General features: G+C 57.6%; 9 protein-coding genes. 1 reads left to right on the top strand and 8 read right to left on the bottom strand.

Annotation, left to right across the window (positions count from 1 at the left end):
- Positions 1–64 precede the first annotated feature (64 nt).
- Genes ACZ89E_RS09445 through ACZ89E_RS09435 form a run of 3 tightly spaced genes read right to left on the bottom strand, consistent with a single transcriptional unit; the run spans position 65 to position 3,633 of the window.
- Positions 65–1,012 carry a dihydrodipicolinate synthase family protein gene (locus ACZ89E_RS09445; RefSeq protein WP_149658413.1) on the bottom strand — a complete coding sequence of 316 codons (948 nt, stop codon included), beginning with the start codon at positions 1,010–1,012 and terminating at the stop codon, positions 65–67.
- A gap of 51 nt (positions 1,013–1,063) precedes the next feature.
- On the bottom strand, positions 1,064–1,990 hold the full coding sequence (locus ACZ89E_RS09440; protein ID WP_476255459.1) for a 4-hydroxyproline epimerase: 927 nt from the start codon (positions 1,988–1,990) through the stop codon (positions 1,064–1,066).
- Positions 1,991–2,001: 11 nt separating this feature from the next.
- Positions 2,002–3,633, bottom strand: coding sequence for an APC family permease (locus ACZ89E_RS09435; protein ID WP_476255458.1), 1,632 nt, complete (start codon positions 3,631–3,633; stop codon positions 2,002–2,004).
- 199 nt (positions 3,634–3,832) lie between these two features.
- Here ACZ89E_RS09435 and ACZ89E_RS09430 point away from each other — a divergent pair, with 199 nt between their 5' ends.
- Positions 3,833–4,597 carry a helix-turn-helix domain-containing protein gene (locus tag ACZ89E_RS09430; protein WP_476255457.1) on the top strand — a complete coding sequence of 255 codons (765 nt, stop codon included), beginning with the start codon at positions 3,833–3,835 and terminating at the stop codon, positions 4,595–4,597.
- A gap of 129 nt (positions 4,598–4,726) precedes the next feature.
- Here the strand turns inward: ACZ89E_RS09430 and lldD are convergent, their stop codons facing one another.
- The 5 genes from lldD to ACZ89E_RS09405 all read right to left on the bottom strand — a co-directional run bounded on the left by lldD (position 4,727) and on the right by ACZ89E_RS09405 (position 12,941).
- Positions 4,727–5,872: an FMN-dependent L-lactate dehydrogenase LldD gene (lldD, locus tag ACZ89E_RS09425; RefSeq protein WP_476255456.1), complete on the bottom strand. Its 1,146-nt coding sequence runs from the start codon at positions 5,870–5,872 to the stop codon at positions 4,727–4,729.
- Between the two features lie 1,141 nt (positions 5,873–7,013).
- Positions 7,014–9,263: a lipase family protein gene (locus ACZ89E_RS09420; protein WP_476255455.1), complete on the bottom strand. Its 2,250-nt coding sequence runs from the start codon at positions 9,261–9,263 to the stop codon at positions 7,014–7,016.
- A complete protein-coding gene (locus ACZ89E_RS09415; protein WP_476255454.1) occupies positions 9,260–10,060 on the bottom strand; it encodes a hypothetical protein in 801 nt (266 codons plus the stop codon). Before ACZ89E_RS09415 ends, ACZ89E_RS09420 begins: the two co-directional genes overlap by 4 nt.
- Positions 10,057–10,905, bottom strand: coding sequence for a DUF4123 domain-containing protein (locus ACZ89E_RS09410; RefSeq protein WP_476255453.1), 849 nt, complete (start codon positions 10,903–10,905; stop codon positions 10,057–10,059). The genes ACZ89E_RS09415 and ACZ89E_RS09410 overlap by 4 nt, the downstream gene beginning before the upstream one ends.
- On the bottom strand, positions 10,902–12,941 hold the full coding sequence (locus ACZ89E_RS09405) for a type VI secretion system Vgr family protein (RefSeq protein WP_476255452.1): 2,040 nt from the start codon (positions 12,939–12,941) through the stop codon (positions 10,902–10,904). Before ACZ89E_RS09405 ends, ACZ89E_RS09410 begins: the two co-directional genes overlap by 4 nt.
- Positions 12,942–13,149: the final 208 nt, after the last annotated feature.

Genomic DNA, 13,149 nt, shown 5'->3' with positions numbered 1-13,149 from the left:
AAAGAGGAGGGGGCCCGACTGCGAAACACGGCTGTCTCGCAACGGGCACGAACACGGGGTGGGATCAGGCGACGTTCTGCTCGGCCGACCAGTTTTTGTACCACTGGCGGAACAACGTGTACTGGTTCTCGGCGTAATGCCGTTGGGCATCGCTGAGCACATCGGTATCGTTGAAATGCAGGGTGTATTCCGTGTCGCCGTTGAGCACCATCAAGTGCTTGTAATAGAGCACCAGGTCGCAGCCCTCATCGAACGACGACAGCACCGCCAGCGCCGATTCCAGCTCCCGGGCCAGGCGTCGGGCCTTGGCATCGCCCTTGGCCGCTTGCTTGCTCAGGGCCACCAGTTGCAGCACTTCCCGGGGCAGTGCGTTGCCGATGCCGGTAATCGCGCCGGTGGCGTTGCAGTTGACGAAGCCATGCACCACTTGGGTATCGACCCCGACCATCAGGGTGACGTCATCGTCCTTGGACGTGATGTTTTCGGCGGCGTAGCGCAGGTCGGCAGCCCCGCCGAATTCCTTGAAACCGATCAGGTTCGGGTGCTCACGGCGCAGTTCGAAGAACAGGTCGGCGCGGGTGGCGAAGCCGTAGTAAGGGCTGTTGTAGATCACCGACGGCAGGTTTGGCGCCGCTTTGAGAATGGCGGCGAAGTGGGCTTTTTGCGCGGCGGGAGAGGCACCACGGGACAGGACGCGCGGGATCACCATCAAGCCATGGGCGCCGACTTTGGCTGCATGGGCCGCGTGGGAGATCGCTTCGCGGCTGTTCACCGCGCCAGTGCCGACGATGGTCGGAACGCCGGCGGCGACCAGACGCGCCACGCCTTCCTGGCGTTCGGCTTCGGTCAGCAACGGCCAGTCACCCATGGAGCCGCAATACACGACGGCGCTCATGCCGATATCGATCAGCTCGCGACCCTTGGCCACCAATTTCTCAAAGTCCGGCTTGCGCTCAGGGGTGCACGGGGTCATCAGCGCAGGGATGCAGCCAGTGAAAATGTTCTCGCTCATGGTTCTAACTCCTCGAAACGTTTAATTGAAGGTGAAGTGGCACGGGGCAGCTCAAATGCCCCACGCGAAGGGATCCTGTTCGTCGATCAGTAGCGTGGCGTCGGCGGTCATGAAGGCCTGGCCGGTAATGAACGGGCGCACGCGTTCGCCTTCCCATTCGAAGCTGCCGATGAACTGGCTGCCGGTGATGCTCGCCTGGACCCAGGGCTCACCGGCGGCCAGTTTTCCATCGGCCGCCAGGCACGCCAGTTTGGCGCTGGTGCCCGTGCCGCAGGGCGAGCGGTCGTAGGCTTTGCCGGGGCACATGACGAAGTTGCGGCTGTCGGCGTGAGCGTCGTCGGCAAACAGTTCGACATGGTCGATCAGCGCGCCGTCTTCGCCGTGGATGCCCTGATCTTCCAGGGCCTTGAGTATCGCCCAGGTGTAATCGGTGAGGGCTTCGACGTTGTCCATTTGCAAGATATGGCCGTGATCGGACACCAGGAAAAACCAATTGCCGCCCCAGGCGATATCGCCATGCACGGTGCCATGCCCCGGCACTTCGACCGGCACTTGTTTGCGATAACGGTAGGCGGGCACGTTGCCCAGGGTCACCGTGCCGTCGTCGTGCAGCGTGGCGCTGACCGGGCCGACGGGGGTGTCGATCTTGTGCACGCCGGGGGCGATGTGCCCCAGGTAATGCAGCGAATTGACCAGGCCGATGGTGCCGTGGCCGCACATGCCGAGGTAGCCGGCGTTGTTGAAGAAGATCACGCCGCACGTGGCATCCGGCGACACCGGTTCGCAATACAGGGCGCCGACCAGCACATCGTTACCCCGGGGCTCCAGCAGGCAGGCGCGGCGCCACTGGTCATGTTGATCGCGCAGGGTATCGCGCTGCTCGGCCATGGTCTGGCCGGCCAATTGCGGGAAGCCTTTCATCACCAGGCGCGTCGGTTCGCCGCCGGTATGGGAGTCAATCACGTGAACCCGTTTCATAAACTTATCCTTTAGAAGTGTGCAGGCGCAGGGCGGCCTGTCGCAGTGCCGGCGAGGGTCGAATCGGCTTCGCTTTCATCGTCCTCGGATTCCAGACGGACCAAGTGCGCCGGTACGCCAGTCGCCGCGCCCCAGCAATAGATGCCCATGGCGCAGACCGCCACGACCACGGTGTCGAAGGGATGGCTGAGCACGCCCAGGCCACCAAAACTGCCGAGCTTGGACAGGACGATGGTCACGGCGTAGAAGCCGATCAGCCACGCCGATGAGCGCACTTGCTGGGCCAGGCTCAGGTGATTGGTCGGAACAAAACGACCGCACAACAGGTACACGACGAACATCAGGATTTGCAGGCCGAGCAGCCAGGACACGGTGGCCCAACCCGACCAGTAGACGATCAGCGCGGCGATGATGAACGACAGCGGACCGAGCACGCCCATCCACTTGACCCGGAACGGGCGCGGCATGTCTGGCGCATTGCGGCGCAGGGCGGCGACGGAGACCGGCGCCACGGCGTAGCTCAACACCAGCGCGGCGGAGACCACGTTGATCAGCGCTTCCCAGGAAGGAAACGGCAGGGTCCAGAACACCGACAGGGCAAAGGTCAGCCACAGCGCCGGGCGCGGGATGCCGGACTTTTCATCGATGCGGGTGAAGACCTTGAAGAACGTACCGGTTTGCGCCCAGCCGTAGATCACTCGCGGCGTGGCGTTCATGTAGATGTTGCCGCAACCGCTGGGGGAGATCACCGCGTCGGCGACCACCAGATAAGCCAGCCAACCCACGCCGAGGGCCAGGGCGATATCGCGATAAGGCAGCGCCAGTTCCTTGGCCACGCCGGCCCAGCCGTTGACCAGCATCTCGGTGGGCACGCCGCCGAGGAAAGCGACCTGCAACAGCACATAAATCAAGGTGGAAAGCAGCACGGACAGGATCAGCGCAATCGGAATGGTCCGTTGCGGATTCTTCACTTCGCTGGCCACCGAAATGATCGGCGTCAACCCCAGGTAAGCGAAGATCACACCGCCCGCGGACACCGCCATCTCAACCCCGGATAGACCGAATGGGGCAAAGCCCTGAGCCTGGAAGTTGGCCGGTTTGAAGAAGGTGAACAGCACGCCGATGACCAGCAGCGGCACGATGAACTTGAATACGCTGACCAGGTTATTCGCCATGGCAAACGTCTTCACGCTGCGGTAGTTGAGCACGAAGAACAGGCAGAGCAGGGCGAATTGCATCAGCCAGCCAATTATCGTCGGATCGCTGGAGCCGGCCTTGGTCAGTTCGGGAAACCACGCCGCCGCATATTGCCGAGAGGCCACCACTTCGATCGCCACCAGGCTGGTGAAAGCGATCAAGGTGATAAAGCCCATCAAGTAACCGAGCAGCGGGCCGTGGGAGTACACCGGGTAGCGAACCACACCGCCGGCCCGGGGCAGCGCCGCGCCCAATTCACAGTAAACAATGCCCAGTAGCAACACGGCAAAACCGCCCAGCAGCCAGGAAAAAATCCCCGCTGGACCTGCGATTGCCGACACGTGACTGGCGGCGAATAACCAGCCGGAGCCGAAGATGGCGCCCAGCCCGATGAACGTAAGGTCCATCAACGAAAGTTGCCTTTTGAACTTGCCTTTGCCTGACATAGCGTCGCGCCTTTTTGTGAGTTATTGGATAGGCAGGGGTGCATGCAATGGCCATAGAGTGAACGCGACGGCGCGTTGGCGATTGATGTATTGCGTGGGTATGGATGACGAAATCAGCACAATGCAGCGGTGCTCGACAGCGCACGCGCGACCGGGCAAGGTGAGCAAAAAATGCCTCAAGAGTGAGAGGGTGAGAGTGATGGCGCAGAGCGCGTTGGCGATGTTGTGCGGGGAGAACGACGCGGATCGTCCGGAAACCATCGAAGCATTATTGGCCGGCGTGGCACCGCTGTTGCCGATGCTGGATGTGATCCCGAATGCGGCGATCTTTATCAAGGACGTCCAGGCGCGCTACGTCATGGCTAACCTCGCCCTGGTCCAGCGCTGTGGCATGAAACCGCTGCTGGGCAAAACCAGTGCCGAGGTGTTTCCCGCGCAGTTGGGGCCGGGCTACACCGAGCAGGATCGCCGGGTCCTGGAACAGGGTTTGGTGCTGGAAGATCAACTGGAATTGCACTTGTACGGCAGCCGGGAGCCCGGTTGGTGCCTGACGCACAAACGCCCGTTGTACAACCGCAACGGTGAAATCATCGGCCTGGCCGGAATCTCGGTTGATCTGCAATCAGCCAGCGACACGCATCCGGCTTACCAGCGTCTGGCGGCGGTCGATGAACACATTCGCGCGCATTTCAATCGCCGGGTCACCTTGGGCGAACTGACGCGCATCGCCGGTATTTCCGTGGCGCAACTGGAACGGTACTGCAAGCGCGTGTTCCACCTGACGCCTCGGCAGATGATCCAAAAGGTGCGCCTGGAACATGCGCATCGTCTGTTGCACACCGACATCCCCATCACCGAAGTCGCCCTGCAGTGCGGCTATACCGACCACAGCGCGTTCACCCGCCAGTTCAAGTCCTTGACCGGTTTCACTCCGCGTCAGTACCGGCAGGCCACCGCGCAATGAGCGGCAGAGGTCGTTGATCGTTCCCACGCTCCGCGTGGGAATGCCTCAAGGGACGCTCCGCGTTCCAGCTCCGGGAAGGGACGCAGAGCGTCCCGGGCTGCATTCCCACGCGGAGCGTGGGAACGATCTTCACTGCCGGACGGCGCTCACCAGCGTCGATTCATCAATCTGCCCAATCGACGTCACCCCGGTCAACGTCATGGCCACGCGCATTTCCTTGGCAAAAATATCCAGCATGTTTTCCACCCCGCGTTGCCCATCCGCCGCCAGCGCATAAGCCATGGAACGCCCGAGCAACACGCCTTTGGCCCCCAGCGCCAACATCCGCACCACATCCAGCCCCGAGCGAATCCCCGAGTCGACCAGCACCGTCAAATCGTCGCCGACGGCTTGCATGATCGCCGGCAAGGCCTTGGTGGTGGACAGCACGCCATCCAGCTGCCGCCCACCGTGGTTCGACACCACGATGCCGTCCGCACCAAAGCTCACCGCGTCCTTGGCATCCTGCGGATCGAGAATGCCCTTGATGATCATCGGGCCTTCCCAGAAATCACGAATCCATTGCAGATCGGCCCAACTGATCGACGGGTCGAAATTCTTCGCCAGCCAGCCCATGTAGTCTTCGAGCGTGACGGCTTGGCCCAGATAGGCCGAAATATTGCCCAGGTCATGCGGCCGCCCCATCAGGCCAACATTGAACGCCCAATCGGGGCGGGTCATCGCCTGCAACATCCGCCGCGACGAAGCAAATGGACCGGACATCCCCGAGTGCGCATCCCGATATCGCGCGCCGGGCGTGGGCATATCCACGGTAAACACCAGGTTCTTCACCCCGGCCGCCTTCGCCCGCTCCAGGGCATTTTTCATGAAGCCGCGGTCTTTCAACACATACAGCTGGAACCAGATGGACTGTTGACTCTGCGCCGAGACTTCCTCAATCGAACACACCGACACCGTCGAGAGACACAGCGGAATACCTTTGTTCTCCGCCGCACGCACCGCCTGCACCTCACCACGCCGGGCAAACATGCCCGTCAGGCCCACCGGCGCGAGGATGATCGGCATGGCCAGGGGTTGGTTGAAGAGGGTGGTTTCCAGGCTCAGGGTTTCGACGTTCTTCAGAATGCGCTGACGCAGGCTGATGCCCGTCAGGTCGGCACTGTTGGCCCGCAACGTATGCTCGGCGTAAGCACCGCCATCGATGTAATCGAACAGGAATCGGGGAAGTTTACGGCGTGCTGCCTCGCGGTAGTCGGATGCGGATGAAATGATCATGGGGCCTCGGTCTGGGGAGTGGCGGGGCGGTGGGTGGCGTCGAATCGCTCATATCAAGAATGCCCGGGCTTGTGCATGTCCATGCGCAAACCAGTAGGCAGGCTCATTAAACAATAGAATCAATGTCCAGCGTATGAGGCAGACCGCTGCGGGAGGCAAGCATTAGGTCGCCATCGTTCTGTTGCGGGATCATTGCAAACTTCGCCTTCAGGGTGTCAGATTTCAGTACTGAGTCCGCTAAATTTACGTTAACAGTTGCGCTTTCAGGGACTGGTATGGGTTCTCGTAATACCCTTCACTTACGACGAAAGCACACATGGCTGTCCTCTTCGGACAGCTTTAGGCACCCAGGCTCAATGGTCAGTTGCATATCGTGGAAGCTAGTTGCCAATCCCTCTGGAGGATAATCAGATATTTCTTTCCAGCTAAAATACAGCAATCTTCCTGAAGGCCCTATATCAAACCATTGAATGTCGACAGTTTCACTATAGTTGTAGGGGTGACGGTAAGGTAAGGGGGTGTTGGATTATCCGGGCAGTTTTCCGCACAATGCATTCCCTCGATAGCCGTTAGATATAGGCCCTAGAAACATCAGAGGACCACAGGCATAGAAATCAGAGTTGAATTCCTGGTTTTTGTACATCTTGCATACAGGCAGCATTAATGGGATTGGTAAAAACACAGCCCATAGTGTAATTCCGCACCACTCATACGTGGTTTCATCTCTGGTGCCGGTGTTTGGGTCAGGTGTCATTAGAGTGACGCCAATGCAGCCTGTTAGAGAGGCTGATATAAATGTGGAAAACATTATGTTTGTGAGTATTTTAAATTTATGCATATCCATCGCTTTGAAAATTCTCAATAGTTGATTGTTGTTACATGTTTTTAAAAAAGTGCTGATGCTTTTATTCGTGATGTAGGCAGATACCTTGGGCGTTCAATGCCAAGTTCAAACTCGCCAATTCTTCCCTTCGTTGTCACCGCCGAACAGTATGAAACCCTCGACGGCTCTTCCAAGCATCAACACGTCATGATTTCTCATTGTTCCATTATTGGTGCAAGGATCGCACGATCACTCCGGTTACTCTGCGTTGGCTATTAACCAGAGGATCGTGCGTTGCCGCCTATCTTTCTGGGAGGATCATGAGTATGAATCCATATCGAACGCAGGTGATGTGCCCGGCTCGCGCCCTTCCAGTATGGCGGCAATGGCCTCGTCATCGCGAAACACCGGAGGCGGGGCCATTGCCAGTTGTTCTTTTACGGTGTTTTCGGGGTGGGCTTTCCAACGCGGCAGATTTTCTGTCAAAAATTCAGGTTTGGTTGCAGCTTGGCCGTATACCTCACTCTCGCTGGCTTTTTTGCCATGCAACTTGACCAGACGATCATGCGTTACTTGCATCTTGCCGATTTCAGCTATGAGTGCGTTGGACTCACGTTCATTGGCGCGCAGATAGGCATCGGGATGTGTTTCACGGGAGGCTTTTTCCAACTGGCGTTTCATGCTCTGGAGGGCGTCGTCAACCCATTTAAACTCACGTGTGGTCACCAACTCGCGGCGTAACTCCAGCGACTCTTGCCAGCGGCGTAGCGTGGCCCAGCTATTAGGGACGTAGCCCCCAACCATCAAGTGGTTGAGTATGTAAAGGAATGGCTCAAAAGCTCGATGCGTAGGCAGTCCATTTTTTTGCTGGAGTATTTCATTGCAGGCTTTATTGGTAATGCTTTCGCAGCCAGGCTCCCAGAGGATCTGTGACTTGCGACCGTCCTCAAGAGTCATCGGCATAAAGTGATGCAACTTGCCGTGGTGTGCATAAGGTGCGCCACTGAGATTGGCGACTCCGGTAAAAAATATCGAGATACCCAATGGCGCATTGACGAAGCTCACCGCGAGACCAGTGCCATATACCTTGGGTTTAGTGTCCATGCCGGTTCCGGGAACACTTGGGATCGGGTCGTTGTGATTGACCATGCGATGATGTGTCAGTGCTGCGGCACCGTCTACAAAGGTCTGGTCAGCGGCCCGTGGAGAGCCGTAAGTGTAGAGTAATATGTCGGCTGCATACCTATCGGTGCGCCGTATCATTTCAGCCAACAACAGCGCAATGGCACCGCCAAGACTGTGGCCAGTGATAATGATTTTTTGTCCGCTGTAAAACTTATCCAGGTAGGTTGTGGCGAACTCATATACGGCTTTTGCGCCACCATAAAACCCCTGGTGCGCTTGGCCAACGCCCATGCCTTCTTCAATAGGCACCTGTTGTGCGTCAGTGTCCGTTAACAGATCCCACGGGAGCTCACTCGTGCCCCGCACCGCAATCAATACCATTTCATCGTTGTGCGTGATAAAGGCTTGGCTATCGGTATTATTTTTCCGCGCGCCGTCATCGAAAAAGTGAGTGGAGGCCGGGCTTTCCTGTTTGTCACCTAACTCGGGGTCATTGACCTCCGGGTACAAGCGGGGATCAAACGGCACAATTTCGAAACGTTTGGAGTACGGTACGTCTTCATAGAGCGGGTAGTACGGTTTCTCCGCTTTCTGACCAGCATCCACCTTCCAGATCTCATCGGCCTTGGCCAAGGCGTCGCCGAACCAGTTGCCGTAGCTAGGCTGCAACGGAAAAGTCACGGAGTCACCCATCACAGGCTGTTTGTCGGGGTTCTGACCAAACGGGGTGTAACTCAAGGTCGCCATCAGTGCCAGTTGGTACAGATTGAGCGCGCAGAACTCGTTGCCGGTTGAGAGTATCGGGCGCAATGCCCGCAACGGGCGCACTTCCAATACATGGTGCTTGTCCGACATCAGCGGAATGCCAAAACGCCTGGCCAGTTCAGGCTTGTAGCCTGCCTTGCCTTTAACGGGTAGCGGTCGAAACAGCTTAAATATATGGAAGTTGGGAGGGAAATGGCGTGCGGCTAGCGGTGGCAGGTGCGCCTCATGCTCCACCAGTTCACGTACTTCTACTTGATGAAAAGCCTCCGCATCCGCATCTGCATTGCCGTGTGCTGGGTTGGACTGCGTGCGCAGGCCCGATTTATTGAAGAAACGGGTTTTCTCGGCACGTACCTGTAGTTCGGTGATGGGAAGTGGGTAGTGTTTCCGAGATGTCAGTTCTTTGTAGACGTCATCATTGCCCTGGTATGCCTGATTCAGTCGAAGCTCAACGGGGCCGCAGTAGTGGTTTTCCACTTTGCCGAAGCCCGCCGCATCCAGTGTACCGGTGTAGATGATGTCTTCGTAATCGATGATCTGATAGGCCAGTCCTGCATAAGGCTGGCCATCGCCAAACTCGTCTACTAACTGAAAACTGGTCGAGTGCTCGCGCAATGGACAAGCGAGATTTTTGCCATCCATAGATGGCCTATCACGCAGGGGCAGTAAAAGGCTCATGGGGTCACCTCCTTGCCTTCTGTGCAACCGGGGTAAATGGTGCAAGTGTCACGCCCATCTGGCATGCGGAAGGTGCTGAAGTCTTTGTAGTTGCCGTTGCAGAAAGCATGCTGGTCTTCGAAGCTTTTTCCCATACAGCGTTTCCAACCACTAGGCACCTTGACCCAGGTATCCCCCATATAGGGCTCTTCCTCGGCTGCCTGCTTGATCTTCAAGCGCACGGTCTTACCTGGTAATTGATCCAAGGTGTAGGCTGCAAACGGATGGCCTCGGGTCAATTTTCCTTGGGCATCGGTGTCTTTGCAGTCGAGGATTTTGGCGATGTAGCGTTTGGGGCCAATCGTACGAAACAACCATTGGCACTGGCCGTAAAACTCGCTCTCACCCGCCTTGTTAAAGGTGTCCTTGTCGCGTTCATCCAACTGGGTGCGCACTGATATTTTTCCGAAGTCCCTTCCGAAATCACCTGGGTGTGTTCCATATTTCGCGTAGATATTTAGTTCAATGCTATACAGCACTAATGGACAGCCGCTCACCGTCCTTCGGAGCTCGATTTCAGAGTCAGGTTTGTATTCAGTTCGCCATTCCTCGACGTTGAAACCAATCTGAGTGTTTTTTCCTCCAGGCACACTGCATGTCTCGCCCTTGGCGGGTACATAGTTGGCCCTTGCCGCGTAAGCAAAATTTGGCGGAAGGTCAGCAGTAAAGATAAAAGTGTTGGACTTGCCCGTGGCAGAGCAGCCTAAGGTGAGGGCCAGACAACTGCCAGCGATCAGGCTTTGGATGAGGCGTTTCATACGGGGGCATCTCCCTGCCAATACAGTTTTTCCTGGTACAACCGATCAAAGTGCATCGACGGCACTTCATCGGGCTTGGGTAACCAGTCCCTGGGAAGAGCGTAACCCGACGCTTGTAAACTTTGCGTGAGTAAAAAATGGATCTGTTCGGGCTCCCGCCATTTCCAAGTGCGAGCAAGGTCAAGTTGGCCTCGCAGCCACGTGTCCAGATCCTGCTGTTCGACCAGTTTGACCAAACTCTCCGAATGCTCTCGCACCAAGTAGCGTCGGGCGTTATCGAACTGCTGGCCCGCGAAAGTTGCCTCAGATATGGGGGTATTCAACCACGCCGGATCGGAAGGTCGCGGATGCACGCCTGGATCGAGGTTGTAGACGATCTTCCATTGGTCTGCTTGCCAGTAACACACGCTGGCTAACGGCCCGAGGTAATCCGGACGCTGCTCGGGTTGCAGGAAGTCCAGCGCTCGCCCAAGCACCCGATTATCGTGGAAACGATAGAGCGACTGGTTCGGTCGCTCTCCTACCACCAAACGATCCTGCCAATGGGTAGCCAGCGCATCGAGGTCGTTGTTTTCGGCGCTGGCCAGCCAGCCCCAGTTGCCCTCTGGCGCATTCAGTAGTGCCTGGAAGGTGGGATGTCCTGCCGACTCAAGTCTCAAAAGGTACGGGGCTATTTCCACCAATGAGTCCGCCGGCGTGCCGACGTACAGATTGCGGTACTGGTCGTTGCCCAGCCCGGCGATCAGTGAGTTGCGCTCTTCGAGTTGGCCATCAGAATCCAGCACCAGGTAGATATGTCGTCCTTGCTCGGCTTGCGCTTGCAGCCATTGTTTTTGAGGGTTCATGCGTTCTCTCCCGTGCTGCATAGGCCATTGCGACATGCTTCGCAGAGCGGGCAATAGTCTGCAGCCTGTTGCTGGGCGGTAGTCACGATAGACAGTGGGCTGGCAATGCTCGCCAGCGGTGCGCTGAGTGGCGCGAGCGTCGTTGGTGTCGCCTGTAGCGCAGTTGCACCCGTCATTGGGGCACCACCAATCTGAATTTCGGTGCTGCTGAAGATGCCACCGGGGCCAATCACGATGTGCTGGCCACCCCCCTTCAAGGTGATGCTGACTCCAGCGTCGAGAATCAGGTTGGCCCCAGCCTTGAGGTGCACCTGCTGGCCAGCTTCGGCGACCAGTATTTGGCCTACATGGGTGTGACTGCTTCCAGCGACCTGCAAGTAGTCATTGGCTTTGAGGTCGACCTTACGATCAGCCGTGACAGTACGCTGCTCTTCCGCCTCCAGCACCGAAATACTGTTGCCTTTAATGGTTTCCCGGCGCTCATTTCCCACTTCCAATCGGCTGTCATGCTCGACCTTCTGCTCCATATCACGCTGAGCACGCAGATAGATCAGTTCCTGGCCGCTGCGGTCTTCAATCGACAGTTCGTTGTAGCCACCGCTGGCGGGCGAACTGTGGCTACGCAGGACCGTTTTGGTTTTGTTCGCGGGCAAGGGGTAGGGGACCGGCGTGACTTTGTTTGGCACGCAACCCGTTATCAGCGGATTGTCGGGATTGCCTTCCAGGTAGGTCACTACCACTTCCATGCCGATCCGCGGGATGGTTACCGAGCCGAAACTGTCTCCCGCCCAACTGGAGGATACCCGTAGCCAGCAACTGCTCTTGTCGCTGCCAAGTTCGGCGCGATCCCAGTGGTACTCGACCTTGACGCGACCGTAATCATCGCAAAATATTTCTTCCCCCGCTGGACCGGTGACACGGGCTGTCTGGCTGACCAGTACCGATTTACGCGTGACCAGTGGTGGGCGGTAGAACACGTCCCAGGGAATCGCGCGGAAGCTGTTGCGGTACCCCTGGGTAAACCCGTCTTCGGGCTTAACGTCGCTGGTGATTGATTCCTCCAGTGACTGAGGTTGCTTGCCCTCGTGCGTTACGCTGAGCAACAGCCACAACTCGTTGCACTGCGCTCGCGGGTGTTCGATCAGGTTAAAGAAGTGGCCGCTACGCAGGAACGGCTGGTCGCTTTTACCCTCGGCCAACTGATAGTCGCTACGGTGTCGTTCCAAAGCTTGCCGGGCCAGCTGTTTGCCGAGCCTTTCATTTTCGATCAGCAACGGATAGCCATAATCCTCCAGCACCGGCGTGGCCTCGACCGCCAGTTGGCTTTCCAGCAACAGGCTTGGGCGTTGGAAGTCGTAGTCTCGGCGCGTGGCGGTGCTGGTGCGGGTGCTGAAGCGCATGGAGAACTGGCTGACGACCGGGTGATCCGCCGCCAGGCCAGCGCCTTGTTGATACGGCACGTCTCCCAGTTTGGGGAAGTAGGTCTGGTCGTCGGTGAACACCAGTTGGTGGCCATCCTCGCTGTGTTGGTGGTGCCACGAGATCCCATCCTCGCTGCATAACCGCTGGATGAACTCGAAGTCGCTTTCACCGTACTGGGTGCAGTATTCGCGCTCAGGGCTGGTGCTGACATGAAAGGTATATGCATCGGCCTGAATGCCGTGCCCATCGAGCACCTGGGCGACGATTTGCGGCACCGTCAGGTGCTGGAAGATCCGTTGGTTATGGCTGAACTGCAAATAGTGCAGCGCGGGCACCAACGTCAGTTGATAACGGGTCAGGCGCTTACCGGCCTCACCCACAAAAACGTCTTCGATACGCCCATGAATACCTTCGCCATCCAGGCCGAATTGAAGGAAGGCGGGCTGACTGAGCAGGCTTTCCAGGTCGAAATCAGGGGACTCGCTGACGAGTTCCACCTGGATCGCGTACAGGGTGCTCATCGCTTCAGTGCCGTGAAAGGCCAGTACCTTGAAGTCGTTACGAACAGAGGGGATCAGTAACGTGAAGTGCGCAGCATTGGCTGGCGCGAACATACGCTTATCCTTAAGCGGAGAGGGGAGTCAAAATGCGCAGCCCGAGCCATTCCTGGCCTGAACAAGCTTGAATTTCACCGCAGGCTAACAAAGCGGCGAAGGAATTGATGTGGGAACCGTCCTAAATAACCTTCCGAATTTTCAGCTATTCAGAATGTTTCTTTGGCGAACGAAAGGGACCGCGAAAATGAGGCTGCGTTCATCTCGA

Source organism: Pseudomonas sp. TE3899 (assembly GCF_056279105.1).
The sequence above is the reverse complement of the archived record's forward strand: the minus strand, read 5'-3'. Positions and strand labels throughout refer to the sequence as shown.

Bases quoted from the DNA above. Each gene is read 5' to 3' on its own strand.
- lldD (WP_476255456.1), bottom strand. From the start codon at position 5,872: ATGATCATTTCATCCGCATCCGACTACCGCGAGGCAGCACGCCGTAAA.
- ACZ89E_RS09410 (WP_476255453.1), bottom strand. From the start codon at position 10,905: ATGAACCCTCAAAAACAATGGCTGCAAGCGCAAGCCGAGCAAGGACGA.
- ACZ89E_RS09420 (WP_476255455.1), bottom strand. From the start codon at position 9,263: ATGAGCCTTTTACTGCCCCTGCGTGATAGGCCATCTATGGATGGCAAA.
- ACZ89E_RS09415 (WP_476255454.1), bottom strand. From the start codon at position 10,060: ATGAAACGCCTCATCCAAAGCCTGATCGCTGGCAGTTGTCTGGCCCTC.
- ACZ89E_RS09435 (WP_476255458.1), bottom strand. From the start codon at position 3,633: ATGTCAGGCAAAGGCAAGTTCAAAAGGCAACTTTCGTTGATGGACCTT.
- ACZ89E_RS09430 (WP_476255457.1), top strand. From the start codon at position 3,833: ATGGCGCAGAGCGCGTTGGCGATGTTGTGCGGGGAGAACGACGCGGAT.
- ACZ89E_RS09440 (WP_476255459.1), bottom strand. From the start codon at position 1,990: ATGAAACGGGTTCACGTGATTGACTCCCATACCGGCGGCGAACCGACG.
- ACZ89E_RS09405 (WP_476255452.1), bottom strand. From the start codon at position 12,941: ATGTTCGCGCCAGCCAATGCTGCGCACTTCACGTTACTGATCCCCTCT.
- ACZ89E_RS09445 (WP_149658413.1), bottom strand. From the start codon at position 1,012: ATGAGCGAGAACATTTTCACTGGCTGCATCCCTGCGCTGATGACCCCG.